Consider the following 17,026-nt stretch of genomic DNA (forward strand, 5'->3'; position numbering starts at 1 on the left):
ACCAGTGCCGCGACGAGATAGATCGGGCCACTCATGCCGATGAGGTACGGCAGGATGCTGACCACCAGCAACAGGATGGTGTAGAGAATGATCTGCAGGCGCGTGAACGGGATGCCGTGGGTGACCGGCAGCATCGGGATATTGACCCGTGCGTAGTCATCACGGCGATGGATGGCCAGCGCCCAGAAATGCGGCGGCGTCCAGATGAAGATGATCAGGAACAGCAACAAGGGTTCGGCGGAAATCTCTCCGGTAATCGCCGTCCAGCCAAGCACCGGTGGTGCTGCGCCCGCGGCGCCACCGATGACGATGTTCTGCGGCGTGGCACGCTTCAGGAACACGGTGTAGATGACGGCATAGCCGATCAGCGAGAAGAACGTCAGCACGGCCGTGAGCGGATTCACCAGGAACCACAGCAGCAGCATCGACACCACACCGAGGGTCAGCGCAAACACCAGCGCTTCGCGTCCCGACACGTGGCCGGTCGGCAGCGGTCGGTTGCGGGTGCGGTTCATCTCGGCATCGGCGCGCTGGTCGATCAGGTGGTTCAATGCCGCGGCCGAGGCAGCGGCCAGCCAGATACCCAGCAGGCCGAACACGAAGCGATCCAGCGGCACCCAGCCCGGCACGGCCAGCAACATGCCGACAATGGCGGTAAAGGCGATCAGCGACACCACCTTGGGCTTGGTCAGCTCCAGGTAGTCGTTGAAACGGGCTTTCAGGGCAAGATTCATGACTGGCTAGGGATCCCGATCACTGTTCTACAGGCCTGAGAGCGTACGCGAGCGTGATCAACGACGCCAACAGCAGGGCTGCCGTGCCGTTGTGCGCGACCGCCAGCCACAGCGGCAGGCCGTACTTGACCACGCTGATGCCCAGCAGGACCTGGGCAACGAGCAGGACACCAACCGATGCGCCCAGCAGCCGCAGCCTGCCATCCTGCTGCCCTGCCCGTCGGGCACGGAACACCAGGCTGCCGACAATCAGGAGCACGGCAATCGCGCCCAGACGGTGCACGTAATGCACGCCCACGCGCGCCTCGTTCTCCAGCACGCCGCCCTCGTAGTCAACGCCGAGGCCGCGCCAGGGCTTGAAGCCCTCGGCCAGGTCCATCGCAGGCAGCCACTCGCCCTGGCAGGTCGGAAAATCCGGGCAGGCCAGCGCTGCGTAATTGGTGCTGGTCCAACCACCGAGGTAGATCTGCACGATGACCGCAACCAACGCCGCGAAAGTCAGCGTGCGCAGGCCAGCAAAGCGGTTACCGGTGTTCACGGCCAGTTGGCCTCGTGAGCGGAGGTACAGCAGCCACAACAAGCCCCAGGTCGCCATGCCACCCAGCAGGTGCGCCGTCACGATGATGGGCTTCACCAGCATGGTGACCGTCCACATGCCCAGCATGGCCTGGAAAATGATGAGGGCCAGCAGGCCAGCCGTATGGCGCGCATGCCAGTCGTCTTTCCAACTGAACAGGCCATACAGCGGCAGGCCGATGGCCACCGCCGACAGGGCCAGCGACACCATGGGCCAGCCGACGATGTACAGCACCGTTCCGGCCGCGGCGGTGACCGCCGAAGTGATGATGAAGCCGCGGCGCCGCGAGTTCGACCAGCTGGCCATCAGGGCGAGCGTCAGCACCAGCACGCCAAGCATGGCGGCGAGATGGCGGTGGACCTGTTCCTTCCAGGCCTTGTGGACCTCAACGGGTCGCTCCGGATACGCTTCATTAGCCGCCGCGACATGCTCTTCCGCTGTCGGCCAGGCGAGGTGGCCGTAGCAGACCGGCCAGTCCGGGCAACCCAGGCCTGCATCCGACAGGCGCACGAAAGCACCGAGGATGACCACGAACCAGGCCAGCATGGAGGCCAGCAGGGCAAGGCGGGAGAACCACTTCATTGCACCTCTCCCGTCTTCGAATACTTCATCAGGCGCCGCAGGTCATCGAAGAGGTCGTCCGGCACCAGCGGTTGTGGATAGGACATCATCAGGAACCCGTTCGGATCAACGAGGTAGATACGACCCACCGGAATGCCCTCGAAGGCCTGATTGATCGTTTTTGCATCAGCGCGCATCACTTCCAGGTCACGATGCTCCTGCTCGAAAACCGGCATGTCGGCATCGCCTTCCAGCAACACGTAGCGCTGCACCCGCGACGCGTCCTTGTTGAGACGCGTCCACACCTGGCGCGTCAGGAACACGCTTTGCTGGCAATCGGACTGGCAGCCATCCCGAACGACATGCACGATGGCCCACTGGCCATTGAAGGCCGCGGGCGCGCCGGCCGCCTCTGCCAGCGATGAAACCTGCACGGCGGGATCGACCAGGTCGCCCTTGTTCACGGTCCCGGTGGTGACGTCGGTGAAGTAGAAGAACCACACGTAAGCCGTGACCAGCGGTCCGAAGAACAGCACGGCAAGGATGCCAAGGGTCAGTTTGTTGTTCATTCGCTCTCCGTTGTGCTTCGCTTGCGACGCTGGCGACGAACCGCCAGCACCACGAAAATCGTTACCCAGGTCAATGCCAGCGCTCCCCACTGGAAGGCATAGGCATAATGCCGTTCAGGCAGCAGGCCGGGTGGCTGCCAGTCACGTTCGAAGCCGTCGCCGTCGCTCGCCGCCAGCAACAGGATGAACTCACCCAGGGGCTCGCCGAGCTGGCCTGCCAGGACTTCAAGGCTGGAAAACTGCACCACGCGCGGCCAGCCGCTCGCCTCTTCTGCTGGCAACACCAGGCCGGGTCGTGGCAACGGCGCCAGCTTGCCGGATACCTTGCGCGCACCAGCTCCGACGTCGATCGCCGGCAACGCCGCGCCGAAGTCCTTCCTTACCCAGCCACGATCGACCAGCACGACGGCATCCGAGCCCTCGATGCGAAACGGCGTCAGGACGTGATAGCCGGCGCCGCCACTGCCATTCATGTTGTCGAGCAGGAACTGCCTGTCCGTCATGTAATGGCCCGCCAGGCTGACGTCCGAGTACAGGCCTGCTTCGGCCAGGTCTGCATGGCTCGGCGCAGCCAGCTCCTGCATGCCGGCGGTCGAGTCGAACGCGCGGTGCAATGCCGCCTTGTCGTTGCCGCGCTGCAACTGCCACCAGGACAGCGACACCAGCCCGGCAAATACGGCGGGTACAAGCACTGCAAGAATCAACAGCGTCTGCTTGTCTGAATTGCGAGTCATAGGGCGGCGTGCTACTTTTCAGCTCCCTCACAAGACCGGGACGAAAAAATGAAACTGCTCGTTGTTGTCGTCTTTCTCGGTATTCTCTACTCGCTGGGCTCCGCCATGATCACGCTGGTGAAAAAGCCCGGGCCAGAGGAAGACAGCAAGAAAATGGTCAAGGCCCTGACCTGGCGCATCGGCCTGTCGATCGGCCTGTTCCTGTTCATCTTCGTGGCCTATCACCTCGGCTGGATCCAGCCCAACCGCTAAACGCTTTCGGTCAGCAGCCTGTCGGCAAGAAGGCGCTGCATGCGCAGCGCCTTCCCTGAAATCAAATCCTTACCGACTCGAAGCGAAGCCTGCGACAGCCTCAAGGGCGGATGGATTCTTGATGCTGGCTAGGCGGGGTTCGACGAGCGAGCGGAACGTACCCGGAAGTACGTGAGCATCGCGAGTCGAACGCCAACAACACCAGCGGCAAGAAGACGTCGCCTTACAACCAATACACGAAGATGTAGAGGCCAAGCCAGACTACGTCGACAAAGTGCCAGTACCACGCGACCGCTTCGAAACCGAAGTGCTTGTCGGCGGTAAAGTGACCCTTGAGGGTGCGACCGAGGATCACGGTGATCATGATGGCACCGAGGGTCACGTGCATGCCGTGGAAACCGGTCAGCATGTAGAAGGTGGAGCCGTACATGCCGGTTTCCAGCGTAAGGTTCATCGCGGTGTAGGCATGGTAGTACTCGTAGGCCTGCAGGCCGACGAAGGCAAAGCCCAGCGCGATGGTCGCGAACAGGCCCCAGTTCAGCAGCTTGCGATTGCCATCCTTGAGCGCGTGGTGCGCAATGGTGATGGTCAGGCCCGAGGTCAGCAGCAACAGGGTGTTGTAGAACGGCAGCCCCATTGCGCCCATGACTTCGTACTCGCCGCCGACGTTGGCCGGACCATTGGTCGGCCAGGTGGCTTCGTAACCGGACCACAGCAGCAGGTTGGTGAAGAAATTGCTGCCTTCACCGCCCACCCAGGGAATCGAATACTGACGTGCGTAGAACAGCGCACCGAAGAAGGCCGCGAAGAACATCACTTCCGAGAAGATGAACCAGCTCATGCCCCAGCGGTAGGAACGATCGACGGCGTCGTTGTTCATGCCGGCTTCGCTCTCGCGAATCACCGTGCCGAACCAGCCGACAACCATGTACAGGATGACGGCGATACCGGCGTACATGACGTACTCGCCGAAACCCTTGCCGTTCAGCCAGCTGCCTGCGCCGTACATCATCAGCAACAGGCCGATGGAACCCACGATCGGCCAGTGGCTGCTGTGCGGTACGTAATATTTGTCTTGTGTATGTGCCATTTCGATTCCCCTCGAAAGGTAATTCCGTTGTTCTGATTCAGTCTTCCATCAATCCCGGCTGGCAACCTGGTTGATGGAGTAGAAGGTGTAGGAAAGCGTGATGGTTTCGATGTCTTCCGGCAGGTCCGGGTCGACCACGAAACGCACCGGCATGTCCTTGGCTTCACCGGCCGCAAAGCTCTGCTGGTCGAAGCAGAAGCACTCGGTCTTGATGAAGTAACGCGCCGCAATGCTCGGCGACACGCTGGGCACGGCCTGCGCGACCTGCGAGGAGCCGGTCAGGTTCTTCGCGAAGAAATCCGCGCCGTACATCTTGCCCGGCTTGACCACCATGCTCGGCACCGGCCGGGTGAACTCCCACTGGCCCTGTGTCGAGACCAGGAACTCCACCTTGACCTCGCGGTTCTCCTGGACGTTCTCGGTCACCTGCTTCGGCACCGAGTTCACCGTGCCATTGAGGCCGGTGACTTCACAGATCACGTCATACAGCGGCGGCAGCACGAACACGCCGAACACGAAGCTGCCGGCGATGATCAACAGCAGCTGGCGCACGGTGACACGGTTGTCGCCGCGTTCGTCCATGCCCGTGTTGGTCTTGTCCTGCTGCTCGTTCATGTCAGCCGCCCGCTGCCTTTTCCGGCAGGTAGTAGAAGCTCGCCAGGAAGAACGCAGCCGCCACCAGTCCAAGGACGATGGCGGTGCGAATGGCGGCCTTGCGGGCCTGCTTCTGCTGTTCTTCGGACATGTCGCTCATTGCTCGTCAGCCAGCCTCAGGAATGCACCTTGTGATCATCGTCAGCGATGACCGGCGCTTCTTCCCAGGTGTGGTGCGGCGCCGGGCTGGCAACGCGCCACTCGAGGCTGTAGGAACCTTCATACGGCGCAGCCGGTGCCTTGCCAGCACCACCCTTGACCGTGTGAATGATCACGTAGACGAACATCAGCTGGCTGAGACCGAAGGCGAAGCCACCCATGGACGACCACCAGTTGAAGTCGGCGAACTGGGTGGAGTAATCCGGAATGCGACGCGGCATGCCGGCCAGGCCCAGGAAGTGCTGCGGGAAGAACAGCACGTTGACGGACACTGCCGACAACCAGAAGTGCGTCTTGCCCAGCGTTTCGTTGACCATGTTGCCGGTCCACTTCGGCAGCCAGTAGTACGTGGCTGCCATCAGCGCGAACACGGCGCCCGGCACCAGTACGTAGTGGAAATGCGCCACCACGAAGTAGGTGTCGTGGTACTGGAAATCGGCCGGCGCGATGGCGAGCATCAGGCCCGAGAAACCACCGATGGTGAACAGGAACACGAACGCCAGCGTGAACAGCATCGGCGTTTCGAAGGTCATCGCGCCCTTCCACATCGTCGCCACCCAGTTGAACACCTTCACGCCGGTCGGAACCGCGATCAGCATGGTGGTGAACATGAAGAACACCTCGCCTGCGAACGGCATGCCGACGGTGAACATGTGGTGGGCCCAGACGATGAACGACAGGAACGCAATGGCGGCGATGGCGTAGACCATCGCTTCGTAACCGAACAGGCGCTTGCGAGCGAAGGTCGGCAGGATCTCCGACACCACGCCGAAGGCCGGCAGGATCATGATGTAGACCTCGGGGTGACCGAAGAACCAGAAGATGTGCTGGAACATCACCGGGTCACCACCGCCTGCGGCGGTGAAGAAGCTGGTACCGAAGTAACGGTCGGTAATCAGCATGGTCACGGCACCCGCGAGCACCGGCATCACGGCGATCAGCAAGTAGGCAGTGATCAGCCAGGACCAGACGAAGATCGGCATCTTCAGCAGGGTCATGCCCGGTGCGCGCATGTTCAGGATGGTCGCGATCACGTTGATCGAACCCATGATGGAAGACAGACCCATCAAGTGGACCGACAGCATCGCGAACGGGAAGGCATCACCGGTCTGCAACACCAGCGGCGGGTACAGCGTCCAGCCACCGGCCGGCGCGCCACCTTCGGCGAACAGGGTCGACAGCAGCAGACCGAAGGCCACCGGCAGGATCCAGAAGGACCAGTTGTTCATGCGCGGCAGCGCCATGTCCGGCGCGCCGATCATCAGCGGGATCATCCAGTTGGCAAAACCCACCCAGGCCGGCATCACCGCACCGAACACCATGATAAGTGCGTGCATGGTGGTCATGGAGTTGAAGAAACCCGGGTCGACCCACTGCAGGCCCGGCTGGAACAGTTCGAGACGAATCACCATCGCCATCGCGCCGCCGGTAAAGAACATCAGCAGCGAGAAGATCAGGTACATCGTGCCGATGTCCTTGTGATTGGTCGTGAACAACCAGCGCTTCAGGCCAGTCGGCCCGTGGTGATCGTGGTCGTGATCGTGGAGTGCTTCAGCAGTCGTGCTCATAGCTCTTGTCCTCGACGCCGCGCTCAGCGCGCAGCCTTGATGTCAGACGGTGTGACGAGATCGCCGGTATTGTTGCCCCAGGCGTTGCGCTCGTAGGTCACGATCGCAGCAATGTCCTCGTCGGAAAGGTTGCCGAAGGCGGCCATGGCCGTGCCGGCCTTGCCGTTCAGCACGATGTCGATGTGGGCAGCGACGTCGTCAGTGACCATCGCCGAGCCTTTCAGCGCCGGGAAACCGGCGGCCGGCATGCCCTCGCCATTGGCCTGGTGGCAGGCGCCACAGCTGGTCACGTAAGCCGCTTCACCGCGCTGCATGGCGACATCCATGGTCCATTCCTCGACAGCAGCCTCGGACTGGCTGTCGGCAATCGGCTCCCTGGCATCGGCGGCAGCGGCCTCTTCAAGCGCCTCGTCACCATCGACCACGTCCTTGATCTCGGACGCCGTCTTCGGCTCCAGGCCGGCAGCGATGCGCTGCTCGTTGACCCACTCGGCATATTCTTCCTGGGTCACGGCCTCGACCACGATCGGCATGAAGCCATGGTCACGGCCACACAGCTCGGTGCACTGGCCGCGGTAGACGCCTTCCTTGCCTTCCTCGACGTTGAACCAGAGCTCGTTGATGAAGCCCGGGATGGCGTCCTTCTTGACGGCAAAGCCCGGCACCCACCAGGAATGGATCACGTCGGCCGAGGTCAGCAGCAGGCGGACCTTCTTGCCGGTCGGGATGACGACACGCTTGTCGACGTCCAGCAGGTAGTTCTCGTGTTCGTTAGGGTCCAGGCCGGAGTTGACCTGGCGGATGGCGTTCGATTTTTCATCCAGCGTGGAGTAGAAATCGAAGCCTTCCTCGATGTAATCGTAATTCCACTTCCACTGCAGCGCCGTGACCTTGATGGAGATATCCGATTCGCGGAAGTCTTCCATCTTCAGCAACGTCTTGGCGGCAGGCACGGCCATCAGGATCAGGATCAGGAACGGGATGACCGTCCAGATGACTTCGACCGTGGTGTTGTGATGGAACTTGGCCGGTTCCGGGTTGTTCGACTTGCGGTGGAAAATGATCGAAATGATCATCGCGCCGAAAACCACCACGGCGATGCCCACGCACCACCAGAAGATTTCCATGTGCAGGTCGTAAACTTCGCCACTAAGTGTCGTGACGCCCTTCGGCATGTTGATGGCCGATTCGGCCAGCGCAGAGGTGGAGAAGCCGGCAAATGCCAGGGCCATCCATCCGCACAATGCAGCCTTCAGCTTGGAGAAGCGCATGCGTTGGTCACTCCCGATTGAGTCCTGAAAAAATCCATCGTCGAACAGCAATGCTGTACCGGCGTCGTGTCTGCCCGGGCAGGCCCGAGCCAATTCTTGAGTAGCCCCGGTTGAAAGCCCCGAGTGCGCCCGCGCAACAAGGAGGCGACGCGCCCCGGAAACCGGTGCAAAACGGCTCAAAATGGTACTCCATGAGGCGCTGCGGGGCAACTTGAAAAACGGCTCAACGGCGCGGTCTGGCGGCCGTTTCGCCGCCCGGGATTGCGCTCAATCCAGCGCCAGGTGCTCGGCCACGGCAGCGTGGCGCGGGTCGGGCAAGCGCGGGATCAGGCCGAGGCAGGGCGCCTGCAGCGTGTCGCGCAGAGCCTGCACATTGGCGCCCTGCTCGGCCATCGCCGGATCGACCGTGGAACCGACCCAAGCAGCAAGCGACAGGCCACGGGACCGGATCGCTTCGGCCGACAGCAAGGCGTGATTGATGCAGCCGAGGCGCAAGCCGACCACCAGCACCACCGGCAGATCCAGCGCCACGGCCAGTTCGGCGGTGTCGAACTCACCGAGCGGCACGCGAAAGCCGCCCACCCCTTCAACCACGACGATATCGTGCGCCGACGCCAGTTCGCGGTAGGTCGCGAGTATGTGTTCCAGGGAAAGTTTCACGCCAAGCTGTTCGGCAGCGATATGCGGCGCGATCGGCGGCTCGAAGGCATAGGGATTGACCTGGTCATAGTCCAGCGCCTGGCCCGATGCCGCGATCAACGCCTCGGCATCGGGATTGCGCAGGCCGGCCGGCGTTCTTTCCGAACCGGAGGCAATCGGTTTCATTGCCGCGACATCATGGCCCTGCGAGGCCCAGCCATGCACCAGGCCTGCGGCAACGGTCGTCTTGCCGACCTCGGTATCGGTACCGGTAACGAAAATGCTTTGCGCACGCATCACTGGTCTCCGGTTTTCTTTTTCAGGCTGGAACGCAGCGAATCGAGGCTGACACTGACTTCGCCTTCCCTGCCAACGCCCATGGCATGGTCGCGATGCTGCTTGGCATGCTCCGGCAGCCAGGCCGTGCCGTACACCACTTCGTAAGTCGCCGGCAGCTTTTGCTCGCCGTCGAAGTCGGCGCGGAAGGCCTCGTAGGCCTGCTCGACCGCAGCCAGCTTCTTCCTGCCCATCAAGCCGCGGGAACGCCCGGCAGTGACATTGTGTGCGCCAATGACTTTCAGGTCGCGCATCAGGTCGCGAGCACTGTCATAAGTCAGGGTGAAATGCTCGACATCCATCACCACTTCACTGAAGCCGGCCCTGACCAGCGCATCACCGACATCGTGCAGGTCCAGGAAGCGATTGACGTGATTGAAGCCGTCGACCTCGGACCAGGCGCTGCGCAGCTCCCTCAGGGTATCCGGGCCGAAGGTCGCAAAGGTCAGCAAGCCGCCCGGGCGCATGACCCGCTTGAACTCTTCCAATGCGGCATCGAGGTCGTTCAGCCACTGCATGGCCAGGCTGGAAAACAGCACATCCACCCGGTCGTCCCCCAGGGGCATGGCCTCCAGCCGGCCTTCCAGCGTTGCCAGCTTGCGGAACCACGGCTTGTGCTTGCGCGCTTCGCGCAGCATGCCGGGCGCAAGATCCAGCGCCAGGAGCTCTGCTTTCCGGAAGCGTTTCGCCAGCGCCGGAATGGCACGCCCGGTACCGCAGCCGGCATCAAGCACGACCTTCGGCTCCAGCGTGACCAGCTCAAGCTTCTCCAGCAGGCGTTCACGCACGGTCGACTGCAAGGGCGTGTGCGCATCGTAATCCGCAGCGGCCCTGTCGAAAGCGCGCCTCACGGCCTCCATCTCGAGTTCGAAATCGTGTTCGTCGTGTTCGGTCATGAGCCCAGGAAATCAGTCACGGCACGCAGGAATTCATCCGCGTGCGAAAGGAATGGCGCATGGGCGGCCTTGTGAATGGTGAGGTTGCTGCAGTTCGGGACATTCCGCTCCAGCCAGTCACCCACCTGCGGCGAGGCCAGGCGATCACGACTGCCCATGATGGACAGCCACGGTGCCTCGATGCCCTTCACCGCCTCGCGCAGGTCGCTGTCGTGCAGAATGTCCAGGCCATTGGCCAGGCTGGTCTCGCCTGGCCTGCCATGGGCATAGAGCCGCTGGCGGAGATCGCGCAGCATGTCGCGCGCATGCTCGTCGCCATGCACCTGCAGGGACAGGAAGTTCTTCACGGTCTTTTCGAAGTCGGTCGCCAGGTCGGCTGCCATGCCTTCCAGGGTGTCTTTCGGGATCGCATGCGGCCAGTCATCCGCTGCAACAAAACGCGGCGTGGCGGCGACGGTAACCATTCGTTCGATGCGCTCGGGTGCCGCAATCGCAGCGGCCATCGCGGCAGTGCCGCCAATCGACCAGCCCAGCCAATGAGCGCGCTCGGGGACAGAGTCGAGAATCCTTTCGGCCGCCTGTTCGATGGTCGGCGGCATTTCCTCGGCCGCGTTGTGGCCATGCCCCGGCAGATCGACAAGATGCAGCTCGAAGTCCTTCGACAGGGCAGGAACGATGGCATCGAACACGCCACTGTGCAGCGACCAGCCATGCAACAGCACCAGAGGCCTGCCCTTGCCCTGTATGTCGACCTGCAACGTCATTCGCCATCACCACTGGCGTCCGCGGCCTTGATGTCAGCCAGCGCCTGCAGCAAGCGATCGATTTCATCGCGGGTGTGCTCGGCGGACAGCGTGACGCGCAAGCGGGCCGTGCCGGCCGGCACGGTCGGCGGCCGGATCGCGGTGACCAGCATGCCGCGCTCCAGCAAGTCCTCCGACCAGGAAAGTGCGCGCTGTGCATCGCCCACCATGATCGGCTGGATGGGGCTGTGGCTGTCCATGAGGTCGAGGCCCAGCTCGGTGGCGCCCTTGCGGAACCGCGCAATCAGGTCATTCAGGTAGGAACGGCGCTCGGGTTCGTTCTCGATGATGCCGACCGCGGCCAGGCTGGCGGCCGCGACACCCGGTGGCAGGGCCGTGGTGTAGACATAACTGCGCGCAAACTGGATCAGCGTTTCGATCAGGGCATCGGAACCCGCAACAAAGGCGCCGAAGGAACCGAAGGCCTTGCCCAGCGTGCCCATCAGCACCGGCACGTCATCCTGGTCCAGCTCGAAGGCCTCCAGGGAACCACCGCCATGCTTGCCCAGCACGCCAAGACCATGCGCATCATCGACGACCAGCAGTGCATCGGCATCGGCACACACGGACGCCAGCCCCGGCAATGGCGCGACATCGCCGTCCATGCTGAACACGCCATCGGTCATGACCAGTGCCGCACCCTGCTCGCGCGCGGCCAGCTTCTTCTCCAGCGCATCGGCATCGGCATGCGCATAGCGTGAAAAGCGCGCACCGCTCAGCAAGCCGGCATCGAGCAGGGAAGCGTGATTGAGCCGGTCTTCGAACACGGCGTCACCGCGCCCGACCAGCGCCGATGCAATGCCGAGATTCGCCATGTAGCCGGTGGAAAACAGCAAGGCGCGCTCCCGGCCGGTGAACTCGGCGAGGCGTTCTTCAAGTTCGTGATGGACGGCAAAATGACCATTGATGAGGTGCGCGGCGCCGGCGCCGGCGCCGAACTGCCAGGCTGCTTCGGCCTGCGCCTCTTTCAGGCGCGGGTCGGTCGCAAGGCCAAGGTAGTCATTGGAACAGAAGGCCAGCACCTGCCGGCCATCAATGCGCTGATGCACGCCCGCCGCCTCCGATACCACGCGGCGCTGCCGGTACAGGCCCTCGGCCGCGCGCGCTTCCAGGCGCTCGGCGAGGCTGTCATCGTCGAGTCTGCGGCGTGCCATGGGAATGCTTCAGGCGTTGCTGTCGGCGGCTTCGCTACCGCAACGACGTGCCTCGACTTCTTCGAAACCTTCGGGACGAATGCCGAGACGCGCGAACAGGGCCATGTCCTCGTTGGACTCCGGATTGGCCGTGGTCAGCAACTTGTCGCCATAGAAAATCGAATTGGCACCAGCCATGAAACACAAGGCCTGCATTTCATCCGACATGCCGGTGCGACCGGCCGACAGGCGCACGTGCGACCTGGGCATCAGGATTCGCGTTACGGCAATGGTCCGCACGAATTCGATCGGATCGAGATCCTCTTCCTTGTCCAGCGGCGTGCCGGCAACCTTGACGAGCTGGTTGATGGGCACGGACTCGGGATGCGTCGACATGTTGACCAGTACTTCCAGCATGCCGGCACGGTCCATGATGCCCTCGCCCATGCCGATGATGCCGCCCGAGCAGACGTTCATGCCGGCATTGCGCACGTTGTCGAGCGTATTGAGTCGATCCTCGAAGGTACGCGTCGAGATGATGTCCTTGTAGTAATCCGGCGAGGTGTCGATGTTGTGGTTGTAGTAATCGAGGCCGGCTTCCTTCAGCTTCAGCGCCTGCTCTTCGGTCAGCATGCCCAGCGTGCAGCAGGTCTCCATGCCCAGCGCCTTCACGCCCTTGACCATCTCGATGATGAAATCGAGCTGCTTGTCCTTGGGCGAACGATAGGCCGCGCCCATGCAGAAGCGGGTCGCACCGTTGGCCTTGGCGTTCTTTGCCTGCTCGACGACCTTCTCCACTTCCATCAGCGCTTCGCGCTCGAGGCCCGTGTCGTAACGAATCGACTGCGGACAGTAGGCGCAGTCTTCCGGGCAGGCGCCGGTCTTGATGCTGAGAAGGGTCGACACCTGCACGGCGTTCGGGTCGAAGTGCTCGCGATGGATGCGTGCGGCCTCGAACACCAGGTCGTTGAACGGCATGTCGAACAGGGCCACGATCTCCTCGCGACTCCAGTCATGGCGGATGGTGCCCAGCGGCTGGCGGGCTGGCTTGCCAACGTTCTTGGCGACAATATCGGCGGCAGTGCTCATTCTTGCTTTCCCCTTGGATGCTTCCGGTCCAGTCACCGTGAGGCGCCTGTCCAACAAGGGGCGAAGTTTACCGGTCACGTCCGTTCACCGGAAGTCTCCCGCGCCGTTTACAGTTGATTATTTTTTGACCAGGCGGATTCTGGCAGAACCCGGTCGAAAGCCCGGCATTCCCCGGCATCAAGCGAGCACCCGGCCAGCGACACTGGCGGTATGAACCTGCCCCGTTGTCTTGCCAGCCTGCTCCCGCTGTTGTTTGCCTGTCCGATCTGCCGGGGACCGCAGGATTCGAGCCGGACCGTCTGCAGCCGCTGCCAGCAATTCCTGTCGCAACAGGCAATCCCCCGCTATCGCTGCCGCCGCTGTGCCACACCACTGCCGTCAGCCGGCACTTGCCCTGCCTGCCTGGCCGGTCCGACGGTACTCGGGGGCGTCCGCGCCGCCTTTGATTACACCCTGCCGCTGGATCACCTGCTCCACCAGGCCAAGTTCCGTCGCAACCGCGGTGCCATGCAGACACTGGCGCTGCTGTTCGCGGAGCAGGCCATGCATTGGCTGGAGGTGACACGCACCAGGGACCACGGCCTGCGGCCGGTGCTGGTGCCCGTCCCCCTCCACCCGCAGCGACAGCGCCGGCGCGGCTACAACCAGGCCGCCTGGCTGGCGCGCTGCGCCGCAGGCGCCACCGGCCTGGCGATGAGGGAGACGCTGCTGGAGAGGAAAAAGCGAACCTTGCCGCAATCCGACCTGGCCTGGCAGCAACGTCGGAAAAATGTCCGCGATGCGTTCACGGGCAGGGATCGGCCACCTCGCCAGGTGATCCTGGTCGATGACGTCATGACCAGTGGATCGACCCTGGAAAGCGCCGCCCGCAGCCTGAAGGCCCTGGGCGCGCAGGACGTCTCGGCCTGGGTATTACTCCGCGCCGGGCGCTGATGCAGGCCCTGCCGCCGCAGCCAGGTCGTCGGGTCGCCGTTCATGGAAGTCGACAAAATCTGCCTGCAAGGCATCCGCCACCCGCACCAGCGTGGCCTCGCTGAACGCCGGACCGATGATGCAGATGCCGGTCGGCGTCCCCTGCTCGTTCAGGCCGTGCGGCAGGACCATGCTGGGATGGCCGGACAGGTTGGTCACCAGCAACTGCCCGCCGGCAAAGCATGGCGCCAGGATGGCATCGACGTCCTCGAACAAGGCCGAAACCTCGTGCACCAGCTGGCGGCGCAGGCGATTGGCCTGGATGTATTCGACTGCAGGAATGAAGCGCGCGGTGCGGAACACGTTCGGCCAGGCATTCTCGATCTGCCGCACCAGCTCGTCATCGGCACCACTGCGGGTCAGGGAATCGAAGGCGGCAGCCGCTTCGGCAGAGAGAATGAAGGACATCGCACCCGCCGGCAGGTCCGGCAACGATTTGGCTTTCAGCTGGATGCCGGCAGCGGTCAGCGCATCCAGCAGCGCCCGGTCATTGTCCTGCTCGGTGTAGCCGGATTCGAGATTGAAATCCTCGGCAAGGTAGCCGAGCCGCAGGCCCGTCAGACCGGACTCGCTCAAGTAGACAAAAGGCGCATCCACTGCACTCGGATCCTTGCGATCGCTGCCAGCGGGATCGGTACCACGAATCGCGTCCAGCACCATGGCGCAGTCCTCGGCGACGCGACACATGGGGCCTGCCTTGTCCATGCTCCATGACAGGGCCATGGCGCCGGCGCGCGACACGCGTCCGAAGGTCGGGCGCAAGCCGGTCACGCCATTGCGAATCGAAGGCGATACGATGGATCCCCAGGTCTCGGTACCAATCGCAAACGCAAAGAGGCCGGCTGCCAGGCCGGAACCCGAACCGGCCGACGATCCGCTGGCACCGACCTCCAGGTTCCAGGGCGTCTTCGCCGTGCCGTCGAACCACACGTCTCCCCAGGCCAGCGCACCGACACTGGTCTTGGCAATCAGCACCGCTCCGGCCTCATGCAGCTTTGCCGGCACCGTCGCCAGCTGGTCGATCACCTGCTCCTTGAATGGCGTCGCACCCCAGGTTGTCGGGTAACCCGGCACCGAAAACAGGTCTTTCAGGCCATAGGGAATGCCATGCAATGGACCACGATCCTTGCCTGCCGCCAGCTCGGCATCCATCTCCCTTGCATGGGCAAGTGCGGCATCGCGCGTCACCGTGATGACCGCCTGCAAGCGCGGATTCAAGGCGTCGATCCGATCGAGGTAGATCTCGGTCAGCTCCACGGAGGTGAGCTCGCCCTTGCGCAACAGCACGCCGAGCTCGGCCACGCTCATGAACGCCAGGTCTTCGTCGCTCTCCGGCCGGGTCACATCGGACGGCACGAGATACTCGCTGAGCTGCTCGTCCACCGGCTCGGGAATGTCGAAACCGGGCTCGAAGACCAGCGCCGGGGAAACCTCGTTCGGAATGTCGAACTCGTGCAGGGCGTCGAAGGACTCGCGCTGCTCGCGAATGCCGGCCAGCATCAGCTCGCGCTCCTCGGCGGTCATCGAGACGCCGCTCAATTGCTCGGCCGCCGCGATGTCGTTCACATCCGGTCGCGGCTCGGGCTCGCAAGCAGCAAGGGAAATGACGAAAGGTATGGCAAGCAGACGCATGTTCATGGGGGTTCTCCTGCTGGGAATGCAGGCGGTGCAGCTCAGAGGGCCGCGACCACCTGCTGGCGAAAGGCAAAATCGAGCACGATGCCGGCAAAGACGAAAATGCCGAACCAGTTGTTGTTCAGGAAGGCCTTGAAGCAGGCCTCGCGTTTCCGGTCGCGAATCAGCCACTGCTGGTAGACAACCGTGCAGGCGGCAAACGCCACGCCCCAGTAATAGGCATCACCCAGCGACAGCTGGCGACCGACCAGCACCAGGTCGAACAGCAGCACCAGCTGCAAGATGAAGATGATCAGCTTGTCCTGGTCGCCAAACAGGATCGCCGTCGACTTGATGCCGACCTTGAGGTCGTCGTCGCGATCGACCATGGCATACATGGTGTCGTAGGCGGTGGCCCAGATGACGGTGGCAATGAACAGCAGGCCGGCGGTGTTGGTCACGGTTCCCGTCTGCGCTGCATAGACCATCGGCACGGCCCAGCCAAACGCCGCACCCAGGACAGGCTGCGGCAAGTGGGTATAGCGCTTGGAAAAGGGATACAGGATGGCCAGGATCACGCCACCGATGGACAGGTAGATGGTCAGGCGATTCATGGTCAGCACCAGCGCAAAGGCGATGGCAATCAACACGGCAAACAGGACCAGGGCATGCGCCGGCTTGATCTCGCCAGTAGCGAGGGGCCGGTCCGCGGTTCTCTTCACATCGCCATCCCAGTTGCGGTCCGCGTAATCGTTGATGACGCAACCGGCGGCCCGCATCACGATCACACCCAGGGTGAACACGACAAAGACTTCCGGCTTCGGGTGGCCTTCGCTTGCCAGCCACAGCGCCCACCAGGTCGGCCACAGCAACAGGAAGGTACCAATCGGGCGGTTCAGTCGCATCAGGCGGAACCAGGCATCCGCCCGACCGGCCAGCTGCGGCAATGTCTTCTTGATGAATACGGAATGACGCGCCCGGAGATACCAGCGCTTCAGGATCGGTTTCAGATCAGGCCAGGCAGAAAACACTCGCATATCAGCAATCGCTCTCCATGCAGCCGCACCCAGGATCGGCGCGCCCAGGTCGTTACGGCTTCGTCGCGCATCAGGTTAACCGAAAGATCGCTGCGTTGCCGAGCCGCTGCCTGGAAGAGCTCGTCACCTGGCCCGAGTCGGCAGAGCTCGAAGCTGCCCTCGCGCTCGCCACCGCTCTGGAACAGCACATCTCCCAGCGGTTTCGTTCCCAGCTCGGCCAGCCAGCCATCCTTGGCCATGGCCGGATCGGGAATCAGGGTGCGAGCAAAGATCATGGCCGTGTCATGGCAGTTCAGGGTCACTTCGCGCAAGCGCGCGGGCGTGTCCCCGGGCCAGCA

Annotated in this window: 19 protein-coding genes; 2 read left to right on the forward strand and 17 right to left on the reverse strand. The window is 63.0% G+C overall.

Going from position 1 to position 17,026, the window contains the following annotated elements; all coding sequences use genetic code 11:
• The 4 genes from cyoE to R3217_08010 form a co-directional block, all read right to left on the reverse strand.
• Positions 1-734: heme o synthase (gene cyoE, locus R3217_07995; GenBank protein ID MDX1455378.1), on the reverse strand; the 734-nt coding region annotated here is incomplete at its 3' end.
• Positions 735-753: 19 nt separating this feature from the next.
• Positions 754-1,893 carry a COX15/CtaA family protein gene (locus R3217_08000; protein MDX1455379.1) on the reverse strand — a complete coding sequence of 380 codons (1,140 nt, stop codon included), beginning with the start codon at positions 1,891-1,893 and terminating at the stop codon, positions 754-756.
• Positions 1,890-2,441 carry a hypothetical protein gene (locus tag R3217_08005; GenBank protein MDX1455380.1) on the reverse strand — a complete coding sequence of 184 codons (552 nt, stop codon included), beginning with the start codon at positions 2,439-2,441 and terminating at the stop codon, positions 1,890-1,892. Before R3217_08005 ends, R3217_08000 begins: the two co-directional genes overlap by 4 nt.
• Entirely contained in the window at positions 2,438-3,175 is a 738-nt protein-coding gene (locus tag R3217_08010; GenBank protein MDX1455381.1) for an SURF1 family protein, read from the reverse strand. The genes R3217_08005 and R3217_08010 overlap by 4 nt, the downstream gene beginning before the upstream one ends.
• Before the next feature lie 48 nt (positions 3,176-3,223).
• Between R3217_08010 and R3217_08015 the strand changes: the two genes are divergently transcribed.
• Positions 3,224-3,427 (forward strand): twin transmembrane helix small protein, encoded by a 204-nt coding sequence (locus R3217_08015; protein MDX1455382.1) that lies wholly within the window; start codon positions 3,224-3,226, stop codon positions 3,425-3,427.
• A 223-nt stretch (positions 3,428-3,650) separates the two neighbouring features.
• Here the strand turns inward: R3217_08015 and R3217_08020 are convergent, their stop codons facing one another.
• The 10 genes from R3217_08020 to bioB form a co-directional block, all read right to left on the reverse strand.
• Positions 3,651-4,517, reverse strand: coding sequence for a cytochrome c oxidase subunit 3 (locus R3217_08020; GenBank protein ID MDX1455383.1), 867 nt, complete (start codon positions 4,515-4,517; stop codon positions 3,651-3,653).
• 48 nt (positions 4,518-4,565) lie between these two features.
• Positions 4,566-5,132 (reverse strand): cytochrome c oxidase assembly protein, encoded by a 567-nt coding sequence (locus R3217_08025; GenBank protein MDX1455384.1) that lies wholly within the window; start codon positions 5,130-5,132, stop codon positions 4,566-4,568.
• A gap of 1 nt (position 5,133) precedes the next feature.
• Positions 5,134-5,271 carry a hypothetical protein gene (locus tag R3217_08030; GenBank protein MDX1455385.1) on the reverse strand — a complete coding sequence of 46 codons (138 nt, stop codon included), beginning with the start codon at positions 5,269-5,271 and terminating at the stop codon, positions 5,134-5,136.
• A 16-nt stretch (positions 5,272-5,287) separates the two neighbouring features.
• Positions 5,288-6,898: a cytochrome c oxidase subunit I gene (gene ctaD, locus R3217_08035; GenBank protein ID MDX1455386.1), complete on the reverse strand. Its 1,611-nt coding sequence runs from the start codon at positions 6,896-6,898 to the stop codon at positions 5,288-5,290.
• A gap of 23 nt (positions 6,899-6,921) precedes the next feature.
• Complete coding sequence (gene coxB, locus R3217_08040) at positions 6,922-8,169, reverse strand: cytochrome c oxidase subunit II (protein ID MDX1455387.1); 1,248 nt, start codon at positions 8,167-8,169, stop codon at positions 6,922-6,924.
• A 267-nt stretch (positions 8,170-8,436) separates the two neighbouring features.
• A complete protein-coding gene (gene bioD, locus R3217_08045) occupies positions 8,437-9,105 on the reverse strand; it encodes a dethiobiotin synthase (protein ID MDX1455388.1) in 669 nt (222 codons plus the stop codon).
• The gene (bioC, locus tag R3217_08050; GenBank protein MDX1455389.1) at positions 9,105-10,040 is read right to left on the reverse strand and encodes a malonyl-ACP O-methyltransferase BioC; all 936 of its coding nucleotides are present in this window, start codon (positions 10,038-10,040) and stop codon (positions 9,105-9,107) included. Before bioC ends, bioD begins: the two co-directional genes overlap by 1 nt.
• Positions 10,037-10,804 carry a pimeloyl-ACP methyl ester esterase BioH gene (gene bioH / locus R3217_08055; GenBank protein MDX1455390.1) on the reverse strand — a complete coding sequence of 256 codons (768 nt, stop codon included), beginning with the start codon at positions 10,802-10,804 and terminating at the stop codon, positions 10,037-10,039. The genes bioC and bioH overlap by 4 nt, the downstream gene beginning before the upstream one ends.
• Positions 10,801-11,997 (reverse strand): 8-amino-7-oxononanoate synthase, encoded by a 1,197-nt coding sequence (gene bioF, locus R3217_08060; GenBank protein MDX1455391.1) that lies wholly within the window; start codon positions 11,995-11,997, stop codon positions 10,801-10,803. Before bioF ends, bioH begins: the two co-directional genes overlap by 4 nt.
• A gap of 9 nt (positions 11,998-12,006) precedes the next feature.
• On the reverse strand, positions 12,007-13,065 hold the full coding sequence (gene bioB, locus R3217_08065) for a biotin synthase BioB (GenBank protein ID MDX1455392.1): 1,059 nt from the start codon (positions 13,063-13,065) through the stop codon (positions 12,007-12,009).
• A gap of 210 nt (positions 13,066-13,275) precedes the next feature.
• Here bioB and R3217_08070 point away from each other — a divergent pair, with 210 nt between their 5' ends.
• Positions 13,276-13,998, forward strand: a complete 723-nt coding sequence (locus tag R3217_08070; protein MDX1455393.1) for a ComF family protein — start codon at positions 13,276-13,278, stop codon at positions 13,996-13,998.
• Here the strand turns inward: R3217_08070 and R3217_08075 are convergent.
• From R3217_08075 to R3217_08085, 3 genes are all read right to left on the reverse strand, one after another.
• Positions 13,978-15,675, reverse strand: coding sequence for an amidase (locus R3217_08075; GenBank protein ID MDX1455394.1), 1,698 nt, complete (start codon positions 15,673-15,675; stop codon positions 13,978-13,980). The two genes, R3217_08070 and R3217_08075, sit on opposite strands and share 21 nt — an antisense overlap.
• Before the next feature lie 35 nt (positions 15,676-15,710).
• On the reverse strand, positions 15,711-16,688 hold the full coding sequence (gene ubiA / locus R3217_08080) for a 4-hydroxybenzoate octaprenyltransferase (protein MDX1455395.1): 978 nt from the start codon (positions 16,686-16,688) through the stop codon (positions 15,711-15,713).
• Positions 16,658-17,026: chorismate lyase (locus R3217_08085; protein ID MDX1455396.1), on the reverse strand; the 369-nt coding region annotated here is incomplete at its 5' end. The genes R3217_08085 and ubiA, both read right to left, overlap by 31 nt.

The sequence above is a fragment of the Gammaproteobacteria bacterium genome (genome assembly GCA_033720895.1).
GTDB lineage: Bacteria > Pseudomonadota > Gammaproteobacteria > Natronospirales > JAJUFS01 > JAWWBS01.